At 34.5% G+C, this 24,461-nt stretch carries 24 protein-coding genes; all 24 read left to right on the top strand.

Translation table 11 applies throughout. From position 1 onward, the window contains the following. Positions 1 to 2: 2 nt before the first annotated feature. The 24 genes from QA584_RS18755 to QA584_RS18640 all read left to right on the top strand — a co-directional run bounded on the left by QA584_RS18755 (position 3) and on the right by QA584_RS18640 (position 24,020). Entirely contained in the window at positions 3 to 1,970 is a 1,968-nt protein-coding gene (locus QA584_RS18755) for an AAA family ATPase (RefSeq protein ID WP_278270627.1), read from the top strand. A 443-nt stretch (positions 1,971 to 2,413) separates the two neighbouring features. Next, entirely contained in the window at positions 2,414 to 2,770 is a 357-nt protein-coding gene (locus QA584_RS18750) for a hypothetical protein (RefSeq protein WP_278270626.1), read from the top strand. A 153-nt stretch (positions 2,771 to 2,923) separates the two neighbouring features. Beyond that, positions 2,924 to 3,598 carry a response regulator transcription factor gene (locus QA584_RS18745; RefSeq protein WP_278270625.1) on the top strand — a complete coding sequence of 225 codons (675 nt, stop codon included), beginning with the start codon at positions 2,924 to 2,926 and terminating at the stop codon, positions 3,596 to 3,598. Then, entirely contained in the window at positions 3,595 to 4,851 is a 1,257-nt protein-coding gene (locus QA584_RS18740) for a HAMP domain-containing sensor histidine kinase (protein WP_278270624.1), read from the top strand. The genes QA584_RS18745 and QA584_RS18740 overlap by 4 nt, the downstream gene beginning before the upstream one ends. A 229-nt stretch (positions 4,852 to 5,080) precedes the next feature. Then, complete coding sequence (locus QA584_RS18735) at positions 5,081 to 5,836, top strand: ABC transporter ATP-binding protein (protein ID WP_278270623.1); 756 nt, start codon at positions 5,081 to 5,083, stop codon at positions 5,834 to 5,836. A gap of 1 nt (position 5,837) precedes the next feature. Then, entirely contained in the window at positions 5,838 to 8,225 is a 2,388-nt protein-coding gene (locus QA584_RS18730; RefSeq protein WP_278270622.1) for an ABC transporter permease, read from the top strand. Between the two features lie 676 nt (positions 8,226 to 8,901). After that, positions 8,902 to 9,597, top strand: a complete 696-nt coding sequence (locus QA584_RS18725) for an aspartate/glutamate racemase family protein (protein WP_278270621.1) — start codon at positions 8,902 to 8,904, stop codon at positions 9,595 to 9,597. A 317-nt stretch (positions 9,598 to 9,914) separates the two neighbouring features. Continuing rightward, positions 9,915 to 10,334: a phosphotransferase family protein gene (locus tag QA584_RS18720; RefSeq protein WP_278270620.1), complete on the top strand. Its 420-nt coding sequence runs from the start codon at positions 9,915 to 9,917 to the stop codon at positions 10,332 to 10,334. Next, on the top strand, positions 10,331 to 11,005 hold the full coding sequence (locus QA584_RS18715) for a class I SAM-dependent methyltransferase (protein WP_278270619.1): 675 nt from the start codon (positions 10,331 to 10,333) through the stop codon (positions 11,003 to 11,005). The genes QA584_RS18720 and QA584_RS18715 overlap by 4 nt, the downstream gene beginning before the upstream one ends. Positions 11,006 to 11,199: 194 nt before the next feature. After that, on the top strand, positions 11,200 to 12,051 hold the full coding sequence (locus QA584_RS18710) for a hypothetical protein (RefSeq protein WP_278270618.1): 852 nt from the start codon (positions 11,200 to 11,202) through the stop codon (positions 12,049 to 12,051). Between the two features lie 76 nt (positions 12,052 to 12,127). Next, complete coding sequence (locus QA584_RS18705) at positions 12,128 to 12,691, top strand: GNAT family N-acetyltransferase (RefSeq protein WP_278270617.1); 564 nt, start codon at positions 12,128 to 12,130, stop codon at positions 12,689 to 12,691. A gap of 106 nt (positions 12,692 to 12,797) precedes the next feature. Continuing rightward, a complete protein-coding gene (locus tag QA584_RS18700) occupies positions 12,798 to 13,271 on the top strand; it encodes a hypothetical protein (RefSeq protein WP_278270616.1) in 474 nt (157 codons plus the stop codon). Between the two features lie 102 nt (positions 13,272 to 13,373). Beyond that, positions 13,374 to 13,706, top strand: a complete 333-nt coding sequence (locus QA584_RS18695) for a DUF1801 domain-containing protein (RefSeq protein WP_278270615.1) — start codon at positions 13,374 to 13,376, stop codon at positions 13,704 to 13,706. Positions 13,707 to 13,797: 91 nt separating this feature from the next. Further along, complete coding sequence (locus QA584_RS18690; RefSeq protein WP_278270614.1) at positions 13,798 to 14,289, top strand: NUDIX domain-containing protein; 492 nt, start codon at positions 13,798 to 13,800, stop codon at positions 14,287 to 14,289. 93 nt (positions 14,290 to 14,382) lie between these two features. Further along, positions 14,383 to 14,889 carry a GNAT family N-acetyltransferase gene (locus tag QA584_RS18685; RefSeq protein ID WP_278270613.1) on the top strand — a complete coding sequence of 169 codons (507 nt, stop codon included), beginning with the start codon at positions 14,383 to 14,385 and terminating at the stop codon, positions 14,887 to 14,889. Between the two features lie 406 nt (positions 14,890 to 15,295). Beyond that, positions 15,296 to 15,400, top strand: coding sequence for a winged helix-turn-helix domain-containing protein (locus QA584_RS28630; RefSeq protein WP_331487679.1), 105 nt, complete (start codon positions 15,296 to 15,298; stop codon positions 15,398 to 15,400). Continuing rightward, positions 15,397 to 16,791, top strand: coding sequence for a hypothetical protein (locus tag QA584_RS18675; RefSeq protein WP_278270612.1), 1,395 nt, complete (start codon positions 15,397 to 15,399; stop codon positions 16,789 to 16,791). Before QA584_RS28630 ends, QA584_RS18675 begins: the two co-directional genes overlap by 4 nt. Before the next feature lie 84 nt (positions 16,792 to 16,875). After that, positions 16,876 to 17,787 carry an aminoglycoside phosphotransferase family protein gene (locus QA584_RS18670; protein ID WP_278270611.1) on the top strand — a complete coding sequence of 304 codons (912 nt, stop codon included), beginning with the start codon at positions 16,876 to 16,878 and terminating at the stop codon, positions 17,785 to 17,787. A gap of 191 nt (positions 17,788 to 17,978) precedes the next feature. Continuing rightward, positions 17,979 to 18,488: a tyrosine-protein phosphatase gene (locus QA584_RS18665; protein WP_278270610.1), complete on the top strand. Its 510-nt coding sequence runs from the start codon at positions 17,979 to 17,981 to the stop codon at positions 18,486 to 18,488. A gap of 77 nt (positions 18,489 to 18,565) precedes the next feature. Further along, complete coding sequence (locus QA584_RS18660) at positions 18,566 to 19,363, top strand: serine hydrolase domain-containing protein (protein WP_278270609.1); 798 nt, start codon at positions 18,566 to 18,568, stop codon at positions 19,361 to 19,363. A 436-nt stretch (positions 19,364 to 19,799) separates the two neighbouring features. Then, complete coding sequence (locus QA584_RS18655; RefSeq protein WP_278270608.1) at positions 19,800 to 20,348, top strand: GNAT family N-acetyltransferase; 549 nt, start codon at positions 19,800 to 19,802, stop codon at positions 20,346 to 20,348. Positions 20,349 to 20,374: 26 nt separating this feature from the next. Further along, the gene (locus tag QA584_RS18650; protein WP_278270607.1) at positions 20,375 to 21,277 is read left to right on the top strand and encodes a competence protein CoiA family protein; all 903 of its coding nucleotides are present in this window, start codon (positions 20,375 to 20,377) and stop codon (positions 21,275 to 21,277) included. Between the two features lie 240 nt (positions 21,278 to 21,517). Further along, positions 21,518 to 22,420, top strand: a complete 903-nt coding sequence (locus QA584_RS18645; RefSeq protein WP_278270606.1) for an acyltransferase domain-containing protein — start codon at positions 21,518 to 21,520, stop codon at positions 22,418 to 22,420. Between the two features lie 289 nt (positions 22,421 to 22,709). Continuing rightward, the gene (locus QA584_RS18640) at positions 22,710 to 24,020 is read left to right on the top strand and encodes a DUF4317 domain-containing protein (protein ID WP_278270605.1); all 1,311 of its coding nucleotides are present in this window, start codon (positions 22,710 to 22,712) and stop codon (positions 24,018 to 24,020) included. The last annotated feature ends 441 nt before the right edge of the window (positions 24,021 to 24,461 follow it).

The raw sequence follows: 24,461 nt of genomic DNA, 5'->3' as shown, positions 1-24,461 counted from the left end.
GTATGAGAATTGTAAACATAAGCTTAAAGTACATTAAAAAATTTGATAATGAACAAGAGTATATTTTTGATGATACGGCTTCGATAAATACTATTAGTGGAAAAAATGGTTCTGGTAAAAGCACTATTTTTGAAAGTATGGTATTGTGTCAAAAAGCATATTTTGTTAATGAAATAGAACATAAAGCGAATGCGTTAAATAGTAGATTCAGTATAGAAAACTTGAAGAAAGAAGTTAGCAAAGAACTATACAATATAGCTTTAAAAAATGGCGCATCAATCAAAATGTGCATTAGGTTTTCAAAAACTGATTTTCAGTGGAATATGAATGTAGAAAAATTTACTGCAAGTCAGAAAGAGAATGATATTGATGTTTTCGATGTTCATATATCCTTAGCTGTAACAGATATTCAGGAGGGAATTGCGGAATGGAAAATATCTATTGATGAAGGAACAAATGAGGGGTTATTAGGATGTTTTTGGAATCTTCAAAATCCTTCTAATATTATTGTATATTTAGATGCTGATAAAAATGTTTATGAAGATGATTTCACTTACCAAAAAATAAGTATGATATCCGAAGAAACAATAAGTCCAATCATTAATTTTGTTCTTGAGTCAAAGCAGATTTATCAGAATATGTATAATATTATGATGAATGCATATTTATATCAACGAATAAATCCCCAGACACCTAAAAAGGATTTATTTTTTTCAGATAGCAAAGAAATGTTTCAACAGTTGATAGATAATGTTACTATTTCAAATTTTTCTGGAAAAGAGCGGAAAGACCAATTTATACTAATTTCGAAAAATTCAGAAAAGTATGATACACGTAATATGAGTTCGGGTGAAAAGTTAACGTGGTATACATTATTGATTTTGAACTATATTAAGAAGATAGGAATATTAATAATAGATGAACCAGAAAATCATTTGCATGAACAATTAGCGTGGAAATTTATTGGGTTCTTGAAATATATTATAAGAAAATCAGTAAATAACTTAACTATTGGTCAAGTTTTTTTAGTTACACATGCAAAAAATATTATTTATAACAATTTTTCAGATGGGAAAAATTACGTTCTGGATAATGATGGAAATATGTTACTTATTGAAAAAGATAAGTGCGAAGACATATTGAGAGAATGTGGTATAAGCTATGTGGATGATAGAATATTATTTATAGAAGGAAGAACAGAGTCAGATAATTTAAAGACATTGTGTGATAATAATAATATTAGAATTCGTGAGTTAGCAAACTGTGCAGAAATCATACAAGTATATAAAAGTTTAGTGAAGGTGAAGGAACTAGTATATGCTCCCAAATTTGTTTTTATGATTGATAAAGATACCAGAGATGATGATGATATTGAAGCAATAAGAAAAATGGATAACGATTTTTTTGATAAACACTTTGTGGTTTTACCAGTGCATGAATTTGAAAACTTTTTTTTAGATGAAAAAGTAATAATTCAAAAGGTAAATGAATTTTTGGCCTTAACAAAAAAAGAAGAAAAAGAAGAGGATAGCATTTTGAAGGTTATGAAAAAATATGCTGACGATAGTCTAAATGATACAAAGAAAAAATATCTTAATAATGCAATTCGTGATGAAATGAAAGCAATGGCAGATTTAATAAAACAAAAGGATATAGTTATTAGTAGCCAAGCTGATTACAATGCATACATTAATATGATTATTGAGGGAGCAGAATACGAAAAAAGATTACAGAAGATACGGGAAAAGTATTCAACCATGACGGATCGTTACGGAGTTTTAAATTGGACTGGACAGTGGAAAATAGTTTGCGATGGAAAAAGAGTTTATAGACAGTCTATTAGTGAGATAGCAAAAGAAATCGGAATATCTGATCAAAATTTAAACAATATGGTATTTGATGCACAGCTTACAGATAACGAAAGTACTATATGTATATTCTGGAAAGAAATATGTGAAAAATTAAAATAATAAATAGAAACATAATGGAATATTTAACTACGGTTAATTATGACTATTCTGATTTTCATTTGAAATGCACTGCGAAGTGTTAGTGGTGAAATGAAACTTTTAGAACATTCTTCAGCAAAATGGCTTATTAAAAGTGAATTGAATTCGGTGAACTGGCTTCCGGCTGATTTGGATGTAGTTGATAGTTTAAAATTATTTTTAGAAAAAGAGGTATGAGTCAGTTATATTATTAATTCGATAAAAAGAAATTAATGATCTTTAGAACTATGTAAACCCAATTCTAATCTTATCGATTTAATAAGTTTAGATATACATAATTTTAAGTAAGTACTAGTAGTTAAACACAACAACTAAATAATATCTTTGTAACCATCTAGTTACAATAAAACTCCTATCAAAGTGTATAATCAACTCATATTATCACATTGAAAGGAGTTATTTTTATGCAAAATCAGTCACCCCCCAAAGAAGAAGTTATCCGTTTCCTGGAATGGATTGATGAAAACCCCATGCTATGGGAAGGTATCTTGGAACAGAGGAGCATCGAATCAATCGCGCCGTTAAAAACTCTGGAAGACTGTGACATGCTGACCTTTAGCGGTTTATACAGCGTAATGATGACCATATTATTCAGTGAGACAGGCATGATCTCAAACAGGGTATTAAAGCGGATTGCAGCCAGAGCCTTGGTGAAAAGGATTGAAGAAATAGGGGAATTAGAAACCTCCAAAGAAATCATGAGGCTTTTGAACGAGGAATGGGAAAGGATAGACAAAGAAGCTAAATTAGTGAATAAATAATGTCAAAGATACTTCCTATAAATACATATAATCTAAATAACCACTTTTAATAAGCGTACGAATTATGGTATTATATTAAAAGCAGCAGGTTAGGAAGGAACAAGGAAAGCAGGATAAGTTCAAATCAGCCATATTAGTAAAGGGAGGTATTCCATGCATTATAATTGTTTAATCGTAGATGATGAAGTCGATCTGTCAAAAATGACATGTGAATATTTTGAGATGTTTGATATCTCCTGTGCTTCTGTAGAAACAGCAGCAGAATGCGAAAAATTTTTAAAAGAGAATCAGGTTGACGTATTATTAATGGATATCAATCTTAGTGATGAGAGCGGGTTTAGTATCTGTAAGAAAATCCGCCAGGAATCGGAAATTCCCATACTATTTATCAGCGCAAGGCAGAGCGATGATGATATATTAATCGCGTTAAATATCGGCGGGGACGATTATATTAAAAAACCGTATTCGTTAAGCGTACTTCTTGCAAAAGTTAAGGTAATTATTAAGCGCATGGTAAATAAAAATACTGGAGAAATCAATAAAAAGGGCGAAAGTTTTATGGATGAAAGTACCATGCGTGTGCATATAAAAGGAAAGGAAGTCCAGTTAAAAGCCAAAGAATTCAAATTATTCCAGTATCTGTTTGAAAATAAGAATATGATTGTAACAAAAGAGCAGCTGTTTAATAAAGTCTGGGGTGATTCTTATTACAGTGACGGTACGCTGAATGTACATATAAGAAGGTTAAGAGAAAAGATTGAGGAGAATCCGAACGAACCGCAGATGATAAAAACCATTTGGGGAACCGGATATATGTTAGAGCTATGAAAATAAGATACCTTACGGTTATTTTTGCAATTTTATCCGCAGTATTTATGGGAATGACAGTAAGCATAATTCATAATGAAGCCTACAATACTGTAGATATTACCGGATTAAATGCAAGCTATAAGCAGATTGTTTCAGGACTCATGGGTGGAACAGATAAAGAGGAACTGGAAGAATCCTATCATTGTGAGATTTATCTGAAGACAGATATCGACTATGAAAGCAAGGTAATTAAGGCAGTCAATGAGAATAAAATCTTATTTGATTATGAAGCCGGTGATAAACTTCTTGGCAAAATCGTATTTTCCGGTGAAAGGGATTTGTTTGATTCCCTGCGTCACGTCCTTACATATCGTATGATACAGGCCGGTGCCTGCATGTTGTTAATTGGATATCTGATGCTTGGCGTTATATATTATTTTTATATCCGACCCTTTAAAAAGTTGCAGCAGTTTGCGGTGAATGTTGCAAAAGGCAATTTGGATGCGCCTCTGTCCATATACAAAGGGAATTATTTCGGCGCATTTACGGAAAGTTTTGATCTGATGCGGGAAGAGTTAAAGACTGCAAGAGAAAATGAGTACAAAGCCAATCGAAGCAAAAAAGAACTTGTGGCGGAATTATCTCATGATATGAAAACCCCCATCGCTACGATAAAAGCCACTTGCGAAGTAATGAAAATGAAAGCACTCATGAGAGAAAATGAATCAGAGAAAAAAGATATTCTGGAAAAGGCAGGTATTATTGAGCAAAAGGCAGATATGATTGATCAGCTCATAGGAAACATGTTTCATGCAACCCTGGAAGAATTGGAAAATCTTAAAGTGGAAGCCTTGGAAGAAGCATCTATGTTAATTCTTGATATGTTTGAAGAATTACAGTATTATGAGAAGATCAGGATAATGAATACCATGCCGGAATGCCTGATTTATATGGATAAACTACGCTTAAAACAGGTGATTGATAACATCATAAATAATTCCTATAAATATGCAGGCACGGTAATAGAGGTGTCTTTTAAGGAATTAGCAGAAGGCATTGTTGTTGAAATCAGAGATTTCGGGGACGGAGTACTGGAAGAGGAATTGCCCCTTATCACAGAAAAGTATTACCGCGGTAGCAACGGTAAGGGTAAGAGTGGGGCAGGACTTGGTTTGTTTTTGGCTAACTATTTTATGGAACATATGAAAGGTACCATTGAATTCTATAATGAGAATGGTTTGGTAGTGAATCTGTTTTTACGTAAAGTATAGCAGATTTAAGGATTGGTTAAGAATTAGACTGGATTCAGGTTAAGATTTTTTTTAGAAAGCGATTTATAATTAAGTCATGGTTGAGAAAATCATGGCTTTATTTTTTCTATATGATGACCGGAGGAGTGAAAGAAATATTCGAAAGAAAGGTAGCCACTAGTTAATTCTTTCACTCATTATATTCGTGGCAATACCGCAGTCTAATCTGTGGTTACAAGAGGTAGTATTGATGGAAAGTGTACTGATAGCAAAAGATTTATGTAAAACTTTTTCAAATGACCGTGTCCAGCAGCATGTATTAAAGAATTTGAATATTTCCATCCATCCCGGAGATTTTGCGGTTATTATGGGGAATTCCGGTTCGGGTAAAAGCACCTTACTATATGCCTTATCCGGAATGGACCGTCCGACGTTAGGAAGTGTAGGTGTGAATGGCGAGGAAATATCGAGATATTCCAATGATAAGCTGGCTGTATTCCGCAGAAAGAATTGCGGCTTCGTATTCCAGCAGAATTTCTTAAATGATACCATGAGTGTTATGGATAATATTATGGTAAACGGCTTATTAGTGAGTAAAGACAGGAGGGCAATTGCAGAAAGAGCGAAGGAGCTGTTAAATAGGTCCGGCTTGACAGAAGAAGTTTATAATAAATATCCGACCCAGCTTTCCGGCGGAGAAGCTCAAAGAGTAGCACTGGTAAGGGGCATTATAAATAATCCCACGATTCTCTTTGCTGATGAACCCACAGGAGCATTAAATTCTACCAATACGGCTAATGTTCTGGATATACTTACGGGTCTTAATGAATCAGGGCAGACCATTATTATGGTTACCCATGATATGAAAGCAGCCAGACGTGGAAACCGTGTTCTGTACTTAAAAGACGGAGTTATTCTGGATGAGGCCGACCTTGGAAACTATGTTTCAGAAGATGAAAATAGGCATGAGAAATTGCGTAGTTTCTTAATTGAAATGGGGTGGTAGAATGGGACTCTTATTAATTGCTAAGGACAATATTAAGAAGAAAAAAGGCAATGCATTTATATTATTTCTTCTGATAGCATTAGCGGTCCTTCTTTTATATACCGGAATCTCTGTACTCTCCAATCTGGGAGAGGTAATAGATAATAGGAATGCAGCTACCAATGGAGCAGATTATTTCTTATTTACAACCAGTACCTCTACAAAAGAAATAAATGACATTATTAAAGGTAAGAAAGAGACTGCTTATCTGGAAAGTGAAAAAGCCATTTATGCATCCGGTACGAAATTTTATAACGGCAGGGACTCAGAAAAGGATGCAGATCAGTTGGATTATATTTTTCTTAATAAGGATACCGATAGAAAACTTGCTACCATTGAGTTAATGGATCAAGGAAAGGAGTGGAAAGAAGATTCCATAATTCTGCCTTATTATATGAAGGTGGGAATGGGATATAAAACCGGGGATATTATAAAACTGGTATATAACAACCAGACCTATTCCTTTGAGATATACGGGTTTACGGAAGATGTCATGTTTTCCACACCAACGAATATATCAATAGAAAAATGCTTCATTTCCTCGCAATATTTTAATACATTTTCCTCAGATTTCGAAAATGCCGGTAGGTTCTATCGTGCAGACTTAAAAGAAGGCAGTGATACGGAAAAATTCGAGGAAAATTTGAATCAGGAGTTGAATGAAGCAATTCCGAATTTTCAGAATTTAATTAACTGGTCTGGAAATTATAATTCCATGAAATACGGTGCTAGTATTACTGCTAATATTTTTATGGCTGTATTGACGGTATTCGCAATCTTACTGATATTAATATCAGTGGTCATTGTTCATTTTAACATCAGCAATTCCATAGAAATGAATATGAAAAACATAGGTATACTGGAAGCCTCTGGTTATACCGGACGGCAGATGATTGGGGCAACTGTAATGGAATTCATGATTATCAGTGCATTTGGAATTTGTGCCGGTTTATTAGGTGCTAGTTGTTCGTCTAAACTCATCGGCGGAATTTTATCCTCATCCATCGGATTGCGCTGGAGTATGGGGGCTGATGTTCTAAGTGGTTTCTTAAGCATTGCAATTACAGTACTTCTGATACTTATTGCGAGTTTAGTATGCTCAAGGAAGTTTAAGAAAATTACGCCTCTTGATGCGTTACGTAATGGAGTAAATACACATAATTTCAGAAAAAACCAAATGCAGCTGGAAGCAGCGGCTATACCTATTGATTTTGCACTTGGACTTAAGAGTTTATTCTATAACAAAAAGAAAAATATAGCCGTATGTTTTATTATTATCGTGCTTACATTTTGTGCCAATGAAGCGGTCAGTATTTATCAGAACCTTGCTCTTAAGGAGAATAAACTGATAGAAATAGCAGGCTTTGAAGTACCGGATATCACGGTTGATCTGGTTAATAAAGATGCAAATACCTTAGAGGATGCAGTCAAAGAAGTAAAGCAGAAGGCTGCATCGGTAAAGGGTATAAAGCAAATCCTTCAATATACGTCAGATGACATTATCTGCAAAAAAGGTGATAAGGAGGTTACTGTAAACTTTGATGTTTATGAGAATACGGATAATCTTAGAGTTGATAATGTGGTAGAGGGAAGAAGACCAAAATATGATAATGAAATCATGCTGTCGACGGTAATGTCTAATAAACTGGGTATCTCGATCGGTGATATTGTTTATCTGGAAATGAACGGAGAACGTAAAGATTATCTATTGGTTGGCCAAAGCCAAGGGATTAGTCATTTGGGCAGGAAAGCTATGCTTACAAAAGAAGGCATACAGCGGTTAAATCCACATAGTATACTATCCAGCTTATATATTTACACGGAAAACAATGCTAATATAGATTCATTAATAACAGATTTAAAAGAAAAGTTAACCGGTGAAGAGGTTATGGTAACAAATTATCAGGATTATATATCTGCTTCAATGGACTCGATTACTGCAGTAATGAATATTCTATGTGTGGTAATGCTGACGGTTGTTATTCTGGTAATTGCTCTGGTTATGTTTTTATTAATTAAAATACAACTGGTCCGTGACAGGAAGCAGCAGGGGATATATAAAGCAATGGGATTTACAACAGGACAGTTGATAATGCAGACCGTAATGAGTTATATTCCGGTGGTATTCCTTGGGACAGTCATAGGCTGTGTAGTGGCATGGTTTGGAGTGAGTCCGTCTTTTATCCTGTGTCTTAGTGCCTTTGGCATTAAAAAATGCAGTATGAATATCAGTATCGTTTATATGGTTGGAATTATAGCCGGAATTGTTATGTGGGCTTCCCTGATCACCGTATTGTGTTCGATCAGAATTCGTAAGATTGTACCTTGGGAAATGATACAGGAAATATAAAACTAAATTTAAATTTAATGCAGATATACCGGATACGGCTGTCCTAATAGGTCGTATCCGGTGTTTTTTGTTTTGTTGAAAATCATACGAATTCCCTATGAAATAAAAAGCCATATGCAACAAGAGCACATGATTGCAAGGCTGGCGCTTACTGACATAAACTATCGAAGAATGCTGCTATTTACCTGTATGCAGGGTTATATAAATCAAAACACTGAGCTAAAAACTGGATATCTATCTATGATAAAAGAAGCTCCTGATATAGTTCGTTTTCTGTTATAAATCCCTAATTGAAGGTAGTTAAAGGACGGGGCTGCCGCACTAAAAAAATTAGCGCGCAGCTTCATTTTTGCATCAATATACATATAGCTAATTGTAGTTTTTTTCTATGGGGATAAACACAATGAGATGTCTAATAATAATCTAATTAAATACAATTTGTAATACTATCCATAAAATGGTATATTAGAATTACATATTTTAGCAATAATGCGAAGTTATTAAAGCCATTTGTAGAGGAATTGAAAACTTATGATCTTTTTTCAGTAAAAGTTTGAGATTCTATTTTAAAGGTTAACGCATTTTGCAATAGCAGATTAGCTTTTTGACTTGGTTAGCTACATTAACTGAGCAAAAAATAGTATCATGCTAGAATTATAAAAATGGAGGAAGCCTTATGAAAACGATTGGAGTTATTGGTGGAATGAGTTGGGAATCGACAGCTACTTATTATCTTGAGTTAAATAGATACACAAATAAAAAGATAGGTGAATATTTCAGTGCTAAATGTATCTTATACAATGTTCAGTACCAAGAAATTAAGGAAGTACATAAAAATGGCGACTGGGAACGTGCAGGTGATATTCTAAGTGAAGCAGCGTTAACTCTTCAAAACGCAGGTGCTGATTTTATTATTCTTGCAACTAACACAATGCACATTGTAGCGCCAAGGATACAAAAAGTAATTCATATACCATTTTTGCATATTGCCGAAGTAACTGCGGATAAGTTATTGGAGGATGATATAAAATCGGTGGCCTTATTGGGGACTCGCTTTACGATGGAGAAAGATTTCTATAAAGATGTACTTATTAAACGCGGAATCAAAGTAATAATTCCCAACGCAGAAGAGATAGATAATATTCATAAAATCATCAATAAAGAATTGATCATCGGAGAAATTAAGGATTCGTCTCGTAAATATTTTAGTAAAGTCATAACTAAACTGAAACAACAGGGAGCAGAGGGGGTCATTCTTGGATGTACAGAGATCGGATTACTCGTTAAGCAAGAAGACAGCGCCTTGCCTGTGTATGATACAGCACTTATACACGCTAGAGCTGCTGCTGAATATGCCATTAGGAATGACTGAGATATCAAAGCTGTTATAATAGCACCTCTTTTTATAGACTATGGAAAATAGATTTACAAGGTTTAAATATAAATGATGAAGTGAAATCGTTAGGAGTATATCTTACGTCTAAAAATCATGGTGGTAGTATACCCGCAACTTTTTTTGTCGTAAATAATGACAGACTTATCTTGCTATTGGAGGCAACCTGCTTTGAGTTAAAAAAAGTTAATGATGAAAAGAATGAGGACTGATATGGAAAATGGCTACACCAGAAAGGAAATCTCAAGCATATTGTTGCTGAATGAACTATAACCAAATATGGGAGGAGTAGAATTATGATAGATATTCCGATATATGATACGTTTTCTAAAATAGAGCCGATTACGAAGGGTATGTCAGGAGATAAAAAATATTATATTGAAACAACGGAAGGAAAACATCTATTATTACGTATTGCTGATTCTTCGGAGTATTTAAAGAAAAAGACTGAGTATGAAGTAATGAAAGAAATGTCTGCGTGTAATGTGCCGATGCCTTCCCCCATTGATTTTGGGATTTGTGATAATGGGAAATCTGTGTACACGCTGCTGAGCTGGATCGAGGGAGTCGAAGTAGAATCTATCTTAGGTACGTTATCTGCGAAAGAACAATATCAGATGGGTTTAGAATCAGGTAAAATTCTTAAAAAGATACATGGAGTTCAGGCAAAAGATGGTATTTCTGATTGGTCTGAGTTGGGAGGAGAAAGTAAATGAGTATAGAAAATTTTACTGGCAAGGCGGAAGACTATGCCAAAGGACGTCCGGGTTACCCCAAGGCGGCTATAGACACAATCGTCGGGCTTGCGCCAAAAGATGCGGTATTCGCAGATGTTGGAGCAGGGACAGGAAAATTAACAGTAGAACTGGCAGAACACGAATACACTGTGTTTGCCGTTGAACCCAATGAAGATATGCGTAAGCAACTTACCATTACGTTAGCACCTTTTTCAAATGTAAAGATTATTAATGGCACTGCGGAAACCACAACACTCCCTGATCATAGTATTGATATTCTCACTGTTGCTCATGCACTACACTGGTTTAATCTGAATGCGTTCCGCACAGAATGTTGCCGTGTCGTTAAACCCGGTGGATTAGTCATGGCAATTTACAATCTAACCCCCGGTGGAGAGATGATACACTTAAGTAAAAAGACTACAGATGCTTTCTTCACAAATCCGACGACTTGGGAATTTCCCAACCCTATGGAGTATACAAGGGAGAAGTGGCTTGCCTACATCGCATCACAGGAAGGATATCCACTAGCTACCGACCCCAGATATGACGCACATATTGCAGCAATAAACGCAGCATTTGACCGAGATAGTGTGGACGGGCTGCTAAGTTGTAATAGAGTAACGGAAATATATTGTGAAAGAATATAATAAAATTCTATCAAACAGTGTGAAGAGTATTTAAAAGTAATTTTAACTTGCAATCGTCTACTGCGAAATAAATATACTTCCCATTATATTTATATAGCAACCATTTTCAAAATGAAATAAACCGTATCCTTATAGCTAGTTAGGCAGGAATTTGCGGCAAAGATATTATAACTGTGTATGATGGGAGTATTAAGATGAATTATAAAAATGGTGAATTAGCCCAAAAAATTATTGATCTTCAAAATGATGATGGAACCTGGGGTCAGGTATTTCATTCATTATCTCAACCCAATAAAAGATATCCATTAACCACAGAGCAGGCTTTACGCCGATTAAAGCTCTTAGGATTTACCATAAATGATACTCCGATTCGGAAAGCTGTCGACTGTATGACATTATGTTTGGGTGGTGAAAGGAATATAGATAATTATTGGGAAAAGACACATAATTGGGAGTTGTTTACTCAACTTATGTTATCTACATGGGTGAGAATATTCGAGCCTGACAATGAACTGGCATTAAAATTCTCTAAACGGTGGTCAAATGTTATTGATAAAGCATTTGAGAATGGGATGTATAATGAGGAAGCCTATCTGGACGCATATATATACGAATTTTCTTCAAAACCAAAAGGTGCAAGAGAACTTGATTTCTCGGATTTTTATCATATTCATTTACTTCAAGATGCCTTATCGGAAAAAACAGAAAATCAGTTGTTAGATTACATAATCGCAAAAGCGAATGGAATTTATTATGTTTATAATAAACCTTTAGATAAATTACCTAATGTTTTTGCATCCAAAGAGACAAGCTGGTATTTATCAGCGATTGAAATCTTAGCTGGATATAAATTTGCAAAAGAAAAACTAAGTTTTGTTGTGGACTGGCTAGAAAACAACAAAGATGAAAACGGTCAATGGGATTTAGGAGCAAAGGCAAATGATAATGTCTACTTTCCTCTCTCGGATTCCTGGAAAAAAGCCGAATACAGAAAAGTTGATTGTACAGAAAGAATAAAGGCTATTCTGCAAAAACTATATGGGTAAATAGATGTTCGCAAAATAAGTATTAATTGTCGTGAAATATTTATTAGCACTATGTAAATAGAAAGAATGGATAACTATGGAACTCTATGAACAATTTCCGCACATTTATAATGAAAAAATTATCGTTAAAAAAATGATAGAAGATGACCTGGATAATCTTTTTGAAATTACAAACAACGATAATGTTTATAAATATATTCCGCTTTTCTTATATAAAAAGAGCAAAGGGAATCTGTTAGCAGCCATTAGGAATCTTGGCAACAGAGATTTTGATAAGAAAAAATGTATTATTGCAGGTGTTTATCTGTGTAATAATCCAGATAAACTTATAGGAATGGCTGAGATGTTTAACTATAAGAAAAGGGATGAGAAGATTACGATTGGTTATAGAATAAATGAATTGTACTGGCATCAAGGAATAGCAACTAATATAGTAGACCTGCTAACAAAATATTTATCAGACGAGATTGGAATTAAAAACATTCAAGCATTTGTTATGCCCAATAATATTTATTCTTCTAAAGCTTTATTAAGAAATGGATTTCAAAAAGAAAATTATTTTATGGAGGAGAAAAATTGGGGTGGACAAGATATTGTCGATGTCGAGGTTTACACATATCGTAAGACATTGCAAACTTAGATTGAACAAAATCGCTGCACCATAGCCTAGTTCAGCCATCGCGCAGCGATTTTGTTCAATTTGAATTTGTAAAGATAGGGGAGATTTTGCACATAAGATAGGACTAATGTTAGAATCGAGGTTGATTTGGTATAAACATTATGATTTATGGTGCGAAGAAATAATAGACCAGTATAATGAACCACCATTTTGGATAATTGAACTCGCTACCACTAAGTATATTCCTGATGCCGTTCGTATTGTAAATGAATATGCATATTCTGAGCCTTTTGAACAGTTTAGCAGAAATAATGATTTATTTGTGGCGTGCTTTTTTATAAGATACGAGAGAGATGAAATTTCATGGGCGACATTTTTAGAAAATGCAGGTAAATATACTGATGGTAATGATGCTAAGGTAGATTGTAGTTACTTTTTTTCTATGTTAAATGATTATGAAGATACAGAATTTTCAAATAAGGTGGAGAAATTACAAAGCAAGAAAGTATATAAAGAATTCATTTCTGAAATCAAAGAAATGCAACACTATTATAATCCATTTATTTCATATTTTAAAAATTATGTGGAAAATAGAGGGTAAACGCTACGCATTAGTCACCAAAGGCGAACTGCCCATTATATTTATGAAGGTTAATGAAATATAAAAGAAACGAACAAATTAAAATCATGGAGGCATAGAAACTTGAATGCAGATATTCAAGATTACATAAAAAAATATTGCAGTGAAATACAAAGTCTTTTTGTTGAATTAAGAGAGCTGATTATTCTAATTGTTCCTTATGAGATTGAAGAGAAGTTATGGGCAAAATTGCCGAGTTATTATATAGGGGAAAAATATATTCGAATTATCCCATTTAAAGACCATATAAATATTGAAGCTGAGGTTATTCTGGAATATAAACACCAATTGCAACAGTTTAAGATTACACCAAAAGGCATGTTACAAATATATCTTAATCAGGATATACCAGAGAATGTTTTGAAAGAGATTTTTTATAAAACACTGATAGGGTGACTTGTATTTATGGGAAGTAAAACCTCCCATTATATTTATGAAAAGTACAAGCATAAATTACTGAAAAATTTGAACTGTAGGGAGAAAGAATATGGATGGTCGGTTAAGAAATATGTCATCTGTTTATATTTCACAAGGCAACAAAATGCTATTGCTTTATAGGCAAGGAAGTAGAGTAGTTAATGATGTTTGGGTTGGCTCAGCAGGAGGACATTTTGAAGAATATGAACTGAATGATGCTAGAGCTTGTGTTATAAGAGAATTGCTAGAAGAAATAAATATCACTGAAAATATGTTAGATGATATGAGGTTACGATATATTACATTAAGAAGGACAAAAGGAGAAATCAGACAGAATTATTATTTTTTTGCTGAGTTGAAAGCCGATATAGACATTCAATTTACTTCTAATGAAGGAATTTTAAAATGGTTTGAAAAAGCGGAACTAAATTCTTTAGATATGCCTTTTACTTCGAAGTATGTAATCGAACATTATTTACATATTGGTGTTTATGATAGTAAAGTATATGGTGGTATAGCTGATGGAGAAAAAGTAGTATTTATAGAATTACCGGAGTTTTAGTGTTACAAGTGACATTATAAAAGGAGGAGCTATACTCCATTATATTTAAGATGAATAGGTGAAGTAAACATTATTTATGTTTGGAGGTTTAGTATGCTGAAAACAAAACGGCTTGAATTGGTTGGGTTTAATGTTAAATATGCAAACGATTTCTTTGAACTATGGAGCGATTTTGAAGTAATAAAATATACATATACCCCTTTATTGACCACCATTGATGAATGTATTAACTTAATTGAACATCAGATAAATCGGACAGACAAAGACTTCATAGACCGCTTTGTTATTCTGCTAAATAATAAAGCGATTGGTATGGTTGGTTGCATTTGTATGGATAAAGCAAATTTTGTTTATGGGCTTTATTATCAAATATCTCGAGTTCACTGGGGGTGTGGTTATGCAAGCGAAGCGGCGAGTGCAATAATGCATTATGTTTTGAATGAATACCCAAATGCCATTTTTAAAGCAGAAGCAGTATCTGAAAATCCAGCAAGTGCGGCTGTATTGATGAAAATTGGATTAAAACAAACGCATATAGAAGAAAATGGATTTAAGCGAGACAATTTTGAACTTGATTTAATACATTATTCTAATGCTTAGTCCCACAAAATGAGCATAGTCCTTAATTTATATTCTTTCAAAAAGTGAATCAAATCTAAGCAAACAATTCCAATTTGCATGGGATTCTAAACTTCCCATTGTATTTATGAAGTAATGCCTTGTACAAAAGCAAATTGCGAATTTATAAAGACAGAGTAGCTAAATTACTGAATAAATAAATGTAAAAGTAGCGATCTTAGTGATGATAGCGTGTTTAGTATCTGTAAGAAAATCCGCCAGGAATCGGTAATACCTATATTATTTATCAGCGCAAGGCAGAGCGATGATGATATATTAATCGCGTTAAATATCGGCGGAGATGATTATATTATTCGTTAAGCGTACTTCTTGCAAAAGTTAAGGTAATTATTAAGTGCATGGTAAATAAAAATACTGGGACGGTACGTTGAATGTACATATAAGAAAATTAAGAGAAAAGATTGAGGAGAATCCGAATGAACCCCAGGTGATAAAAACCATTTGGGGAACCGGATATATTTTAGAGCTATGAAAAAAAGATACCTTACGGTTTTGATAATTATATGTTGCATTATATATGTAAGCTGTACAAAAAGATCACAAATTAGTGGATCATATAAAGACGGAACTACAATATCTACTGAACCAATTACAGCGAGTGATAATATAGAAAGTAATGAAAAAAATTTGGACATTGAGTCTGCAACCCCAAGCATAGATAATATTTCAATCGAATCAAGCCAAACTTGTCTACAGGATAAAAAACACAATGTTTTCTACGGTACAATTGGTGTCGAGGAGGTTTGCTTGGATATTTATCCCTATGGTAACAACATAACTGCTTTTTATGTTAATCATAACGATAAAGATGAAATTAAGTTAGTTGGTACATTAGATGGACTTAAAATTTCTTTAACGGATGATGAGAAGAATACTTTAACAGGTACAGTTGCCTTAGCAGATGAACCAAGCGAACTAAAGGGAATATTTATGCAAAGTTATGGTGAAAAGTTGCCTGTTGCTTTAAAAATAGATCATGTCTGTGGTGATAGTTTAGATAATTTCTATGACATCATGGATTCTAATAATCAGGAAGTTGATACCTTCCTAAATAAACTGAAAAAGGATATCATATCGAAAGAGAAAGGAGCAGTCGCTCAATGCATTTATTATCCATTTACTGTATCAATTGATGGTAAGTATATTACGATAAATTCGGCACAAGAATTTACTGACAATTATAACAAAATTATAAACAACAATTTCGTTAATGCAATCTCAACTGCTCATACGAAATTTGTATTCTATAATGCAAGTGGTATAATGTTTGGTGATTATCAGCGTAATCTTAATTTTTGTATCTATAAAATGGGAAGCAAATTAAAAATTATCGGTATTAATAATGAAATTATTCCTCCTGATATAGATGCTCCCAATCCACCGTTAAATACATCGGAACCATTTAATGGTGAAATGGAGCTTGATAGTGAAACGGAAAACTTTGTATACGGTACCTGGCAGGTTGAAAAGCTTTTAGGATTCGCAAATTCCTGGAATGATGCTTCGGAATATCCAACAGGGCAGAACGTGATTGGTGATAAAATAATAATCAAAAAGAATTTATTTGATACAAAAGGTCTTGAAAACTATAATGAATATCAATATAGAACAAAAGATCCACTCTATCAGATTGAAACGATATGTTATAATAGCACCTCTTTTTATAGACTATGGAAAATAGATTTACAAGGTTTAAATATAAATGATGAAGTGAAATCGTTAGGAGTATATCTTACGTCTAAAAATCATGGTGGTAGTATACCCGCAACTTTTTTTGTCGTAAATAATGACAGACTTATCTTGCTATTGGAGGCAACCTGCTTTGAGTTAAAAAAAGTTAATGATGAAAAGAATGAGGACTGATATGGAAAATGGCTACACCAGAAAGGAATTCTAAAGCATATTGTTGCTGAATGAACTATAACCAAATATGGGAGGAGTGGAATTATGATAGATATTCCGATATATGATACGTTTTCTAAAATAGAGCCGATTACGAAGGGTATGTCAGGAGATAAAAAATATTATATTGAAACAACGGAAGGAAAACATCTATTATTACGTATTGCTGATTCTTCGGAGTATTTAAAGAAAAAGACTGAGTATGAAGTAATGAAAGAAATGTCTGCGTGTAATGTGCCGATGCCTTCCCCCATTGATTTTGGGATTTGTGATAATGGGAAATCTGTGTACACGCTGCTGAGCTGGATCGAGGGAGTCGAAGTAGAATCTATCTTAGGTACGTTATCTGCGAAAGAACAATATCAGATGGGTTTAGAATCAGGTAAAATTCTTAAAAAGATACATGGAGTTCAGGCAAAAGATGGTATTTCTGATTGGTCTGAGCGATACTTCTCAGTTATAAATCCTCGTATAGCAGCGTTCCACTCAGATGGTGTCCGTTTTCCAGGGGATACTATCATTTTGGATTATCTTGAAAGGAATAGAGAATTATTAAATAATCGTCCACAGTGCCGTCATCATGGAGATTACCATATGGGCAATATGATACAAACAGTATCTGGTAATTTATCAATTATTGATTGGCACACGGTTGATTTTGATAATTATGGAGACCCATGGTATGAGTTCAATCGTATTGGTGTAGAATGCGCAGAATTTGCTTCAGGACAGATTAATGGTTATTTCGACAATGAAGTACCAGACAAGTTTTGGATGTTATTATTGTATTACCTTTCGGCAAGCGCTATAACTTCCATCGTGTGGGCAAAATATTTTGCTCCGGATGAAATGCCATCAATTTTGAAAATGAATACAGATATCATATGTTCGTTTGATGATATGAAAAATCCTGTTCCAACATGGTATATCAACAATAAATTTTATCAAACGGAGTGAAGAGCATTCAAAAATAATTTTAACTTGCAATTGTCTACTATTGCAAATTAAATGAATTACCCATTATATTTAATAAGTTATGAGAAAGAAAGACAAATTTGAACTTATATGTTTGTGTGGCAAGGAGAAAAGACTAGATGAAATCATTGTTAAAATCAACATTAAACACACGCGCATTGCCAATTGGTGGCATGCGATACATAAGAAGTGACGTACCAGTGCATATAACAGAAGAAGAGATTCAGTGGTTATTGGATAATGATATAACCACACTTGTGGATCTACGCTCTGCGCAGGAACTAGATCGTAATCCATGTTCATTACGGAAATTAGCAGGATTTACCTATCATCATCTCCCAGTAACGGGTGGTGGAGATACGCCAAAATCCAGAGCGCATCTTCATGAAGTCTATCGTAGTATGGTGGATGAACAGATGGACATTATTCTGGATACTATACTGAATGCTCCATCAAATGTAATGTATTTTTGCTCAGCAGGGAAGGACAGGACTGGGGCGGTATCTGCGCTACTACTGAAACGTCTTGGAGTCTCTGTTGATGTCATAGTGGATGATTATATGAAGTCAAAGGAAAATTTGATAGATATGCTTACTGAATATGTGAAGGCTCACCCGGAAGTGGATATAGATATAATAATCCCACAGGAAGAGAATATATGGACCATATTAGAAAAGCGGTAGATGGAATATAAATTTGAATTTGTGTGAGGGATAATATGCTTACTTTAAGTCGTTATACAAATCTAAGGGCTGTACATATGATAAAGGATGGACAGATAGCATTTGAATTTACACGGGAAAACGAAAGTGAGGTGCAGTTATTTCCAGTTGGCTGCATATTCAAATCTTTTTTGTCTGCGCTAGTTGGTATTGCTATATATGAAGGGAAAATTGGAAGTATAGAGGATTGTGTCATTGATTATATTGAGCATAACGAAATAACAGATATTAACTGGTATAAATTAAAAATCAAACATGTATTGTCTAAAACCACTGGAATTGTATGGCCAGCCCCAAAAGATCCTATTCCACCAAATATGAACGAAGTAATGGAATTGATATTTGAAAGCGAACCTGGTGTCTCTTTTAAATATAAACCTGACCCACAGATAATAGTCAATTTATTAGAAGCGGTATATGGAATTGAGATAACGCAATTGTTTAGAATAAAGATATTATCATACTTTAAAAATAGAGATTTCGAATGGGTTAGAGATGATATTCAAGGAATGAAGGTTTCTATCAAGTTATTAGATGAATTCGGACAGTTATTGTTAAATAAAGGTGTAATAGAAGGAAAACGTTTGTTTTCTGAAGAATATTATAAACTTAGTGTGTTGGAATATTCTAGTGGAGGTTTCCCGGAAAATACTCCTTATGGCTTGGGTTGGTGGTTGGGAAGTTATTCAAGCATCCTATATTTTTGCGCGTGTGGTTTTGGAGGACAAAAATTAGTCATTATCCCTGACAAAAAGACTGTTATTAGTATATTATCGGATATGGACAGACCTCATCCAGAGAATATGGAAATAATTGAAATGGCATTACATTTATAACATTGCAAGTTTTGGGAAGTCAAGCTTCCCATTTTATCTAAACAGCCTAGCCTAGCACATAAGCAAACTTGAATTTGCAGGAGGGAATCTTAATAATGCTGACAATAATAGAAGCAGAAAACTATTTAAAAATTGGAGTTGAATTATTGGAAATATAGTTCCTAATACCATACAACATGTTGAGTATAAACTGCTGGATTCCACTAAGGTGTAGGATGTATTCGACTAGTTCCTTGGATTAATAAATGCAATCTCAAAAGATACTTCCAATGATTTTAATATAAGAATTCGGAAAGGATTGAAAGAGAGGATTAATTGCTGTAAAATAGAGTAAGCGGAGCATATTGTTTTATAAGAAAGTGCAGACATTACCTTGCTTTGAAGCTACTTCGTATTACAACTCTACAAGGAAAAATACGATCGAAAGTGAGAACGAATGAATACAAATTTAAGTCTATTCCATACATTAGAAACAGATATAATCACATTTAAACCCTTAAATATAGAGGATGCCGCCAAGATACATGAATATGCCTCTGATGAAGAGGTATCCCGTTTTATTGGCTGGAAGTTAATGAAAAGCCTGGAAGAGACAAGGGAGTTTGTTGAGACTATGATAAAGCGCGAGGAAGCCGGAACGCATATGTATGCTTCTGTCGTTTTAAAGGCTGCACAGGCAGTGATAGGAACCGTCATGCTTTTTGATTTTGACAGGGAGGCAAACCAGGCGGAGGTTGGGTATGTTTTTCATAAGTCTTACTGGGGCAGAGGCTATGGTACAAAAAGCATCGCCTTATTGACGGATTTTGCATTTGATACACTAAAGCTTCATAAACTTCATGCCAGTGTGGTAGATGCTAATATCGGTTCTGCCCGTATCCTTGAGAAAAATGGATATGTCTTGGAGGGACGGTTACAAGATCACTTTTTTATTGAAGACAACTATTATGATTCCTTACTTTATGGTAAAATAAAAAGTAAATAAACCAGGTACATATCACAGGGGTAACTATGGAGAATTGTATTTATAATGGGAAAGAAATATGTACGTATGATTTAAAGGATAAGAATCATTTATACATTAGTGAATTGGTGGAAGAGTGGAAATTAGCTGCCGGTGAAGGAAAGCTGATTTGCAGTGAGTGCGGTCAAAGAGTTTATTTGGCAGCAGGACCGATTATGGAGCCGTACTTTGCCCATTACGATAAACTTGCCTGCCCCTATGGAAACCTGACTGAATCGGAAGAACTGAAAAAAGGAAAACGCTTACTGTATTCCTTGCTTAAGAGAAGTTTTCCGGAGTGTGAGATACATGCCAGATATAAGATGAAGAACGGAATGTATAGTACCTGTTATGTTACAAGTCCAGCCGGAAATGATATAGCCATCGATTACCATCTGCAGCACAGCAGCATCGGAAAATTTCAGGAAAGAGATCAGTATTATAAAAGCAGCAGGATTACTCCGATATATGTAATGGGAATCAATAAAAGCGGTAAAGATAATCAGATTTCCTGGTATGAAAATCTGCTTCAAAAGTCAATGGGTCTGTGTGTATTTCTGGATGTCTGGAACGAAAAAATGTTATTAAAAAGAAGTTTTGATTATAAAGTAGGCAGCCTAAGAAAAGTCCGCTTTTACCAGAAGTTTTATTCTCTGGAGGATATATTGGTTGACAGTAATGGAGCGTTACTCTGTGATTTTTTAGAGGAATGTGAAAAAATTGATTTATCTATAACAGAAGAAAAAAACCAATATGAACAGATGTTAAGAGCCAGAGATGATATTATTATGAATATGAATAATATACGGCCGGATGTCTTAAGCACAGCACTGGAATGTCTAAAACGGGGGGAGGAACACCTGGTTTCTAAAAGGTATATAGATTATATAGTGGCTAATAATTTACTGTAAGGTACAAGCAGACAGGAAAGCATAGGCAGTGTGATAAATAAGCAGACGGATAAAATAAGCAGACGGATAAAATAAGCAGACTAATAAAATAAGCAGGCTGTATAATAATTACCCGTGTGGATAAAACAGGTGGGTGCCTAATATTCTTAAGTCCTTGTAGTGGACAACTTAAGGAATAGCATAAACTGATATAGTAACGATTGCGATTATGATATGAAAACCCGAAAGGCAGGTAGATATATGGAAAGCAAACAAGATTTTATAAAACATACTATGGAAAAAATTGAGTTTCCCGAAGAAGCCAGAGAGGTCTTCTTACATTTATGCAGTAAGATTGAAGGAAAAAAGGAATTCCGAGGAAAGTTTACCGAATTAGCTGACCGTTTTATGGACGGGGAATCAGAGAGTGTTTTTGAAGAATTGGATGTATTGGCTGAAACCATGGAGGTTCCTACATATACGATGTCAATGATGCTGCTCCTTTGGTGCAGTGAGCCGCTCTATGAGAAGTATAATTGGGAGGATATATCCGAAGACATCTTTTGGGATACCATCTATGATCTTCACTGCAAATTGATGGAATGTTATGAGGTTTATGGTGTTTGGGGAACTTTTGTTAGAACCTGGTATCCTGGATTTTATGAGATGACACGTTTTGCTTTAGGACGTTTGCAGTATGAGTATTCCGACTTTTTGCTGGAGGAATATAAGGCAGGCGGTAATCTGGTTAAAAAAGGCGACAGAGTCATTAATATGCATATCCCGTCCAGTGGTTCCTTTTCCCTGGAAAAACGTCTGGATTCCTATAAAAGAGCCTATGAATTTTATAAAGAAGATTTTGGTGACAGACCCATACCCATGGTCTGCGATTCCTGGCTTTTATATCCTAAACATAGGGAGTTCCTGCCGGAACATCTAAATATCAGAGGCTTTATGGAGGATTTTACTTATATTGAAGGTAGGGAAGAAGAAACGTTTAGCAATGCCTGGAGGGTATTCGGCAAAGACAGTGATAAAGCACCAAGTGAGCTGCCTCAGAATACATCCCTGCAAAAAGCCTATGCGAAGTATCTCATGGCAGGCGGTAAGACCGGCAGCGGTTATGGAGTATTCTTTTTTGACGGGGAGAAAATTATACGGTAGAAGTAAGAAATCATATGAAATCTAAGAAATAATAAATTTAATTGAATCACACAATTACCTCCCTTAATGCTGATATAGATGGCGAAGGGAGGTGTTTTTGATATAATATAAAGTTAGGAACAATTTATTCATATAATCAAATCTTTTATAGCACGGAACAGTAATATATTTTATAATTGTATATCTGAAAATAAAATTTCTTCTTTGATTTATTATCCTCAATGCCTTATAATAAGATATTAGGTTCCTTTATTATTTATAAATCATTAGGGAACATGGAGGGAAAGAAATGAACAGAAAAGAAGTATTTGAGATAAAAAGCCGTCTAAAGAAAACCGGCTGTACCTTTACTAAAATGTGTGGCTGTTATGTGAATTCTGAAAAAGAAATCCTTCTAAAATTAAATGAAACCTTTCTGAATCTGGAGGAAGAGGAATTTTATAAATATCTGGAAATTGCGAAGAAAACCCTTTCTGGAACCTTAGGAAATAACCTGTTAGAACTGGCATTTCCTTTAGAGGAAGAGAAAACCGGCGGCAAACAGCAGTTTTTAATGGGACTTAGGGAAAGTAAGTTAAAGAATGAAGAACTGTTAGAGACTTTTTATCAGCTTATCATTGATAATTATGATTATCCCGGGAATTATCTGATTCTGATTTTTCATGATGCGTATGATGTCCTTACCAAAACCTCGGACAACCGCAGGTTAGATGAATCCGAGGAAGTATATGAATATATGATTGCAGCCCTATGTCCGGTGGAACTTTCAAAGCCCGGACTTGGATATTTAGAGAATGAGAATAAAATCGGACCCCGTAAACGTGACTGGGTTGTGGGAGCACCGGAGAACGGATTTATCTTCCCCGCTTTTAACGACCGCAGTACAGATATTCATGCCGTTATGTTTTATGAAAAGAATCCAATTGAACCTCATAAAGAATTAATGGAGCAAGTTCTTGGCTGTCCGGCAAAATCCACTGCCGCAGAAAAGAAAAATATTTTCCAGAACATTATTAAAAATTCTGTAGCCGATTCAGAAAAAAGCACCCGGATCTTTAGTGATATCCAGGAAAGTCTCGGACAATTAGCAGAAGAACAGGCTGCGGCTTCCGAAACTTCGGAGGAACCTGTAATTCTGACCAATGAAACGGTTCAGGAGATTTTGGTGGAAAATGAATTACCGGAAGAAATCATCTCAAAAATAGAATCTGCCTATGCCGAGAATTTCAGTGAAGAACCACCTGCAGTGGAGCATCTGATTGATAAAAAAGTACTGGCGGAAAATGAGAAACGGAAAGTGGAAAAGGCACTTGCAGAAAAAGTCCAGGAGCTTCAGGGAAAACTGGAAGAAGTGACCAAAGGAACCGGCAGTTTTTCATCTCCTGGGGATATAGACCGGCAGTCGGAAGAGATATCCGATACCTTATTGGAGAACGATGTAAATAATATAAATATAAATGAAAACTATGATATTATTCTTCAAGTAAAACCCGTAAAAATGGATCAAATCAAATCAGAAATTATTGACGGTAAGAAATATATTATGATACCTATGGAGGAAAATGAACAAATAAATGTGAATGGTGAAAGGATTTTTTAGTTCTATAGGAGTTATATAAGTTATATAAGATAGAACCCACTTTAGTGAAAGCCTTTGCTATGGGGCTGTCGTAAAATTGTATTGTAAGGTTACTGAACTTAGGTCTGGAATATGGATTATGTTTTTCAGAAATTTTGTGGAATATATGCACGAATAAGCGGCGGCTTTTTTTACTGCCCCATATACGCATGCTTTCCGCAAAATTTCCGCAAAACATAATCCATTTTTTTTAAGTAAGTTTACTTATGATTTTACAACAGCCTTTTTTGCATAATTTCTGTCTCTTATGCCCTGTTAAGCATTTTATTCCTCTTTTTTGTTGTGGAGTAATGAAGGATAAGACGAAAAGAGAAACAATGGATTCAGAAAAATGCACAATAAACAATTAAATTATTGCAAAACAATATAATAAATTAACAATAATCAAAATATAACCTCATT

The organism is Anaerocolumna sp. AGMB13025, from assembly GCF_029689925.1.
Lineage (GTDB): Bacteria > Bacillota > Clostridia > Lachnospirales > Lachnospiraceae > Anaerocolumna.
The sequence above is the reverse complement of the archived record's forward strand: the minus strand, read 5'-3'. Positions and strand labels throughout refer to the sequence as shown.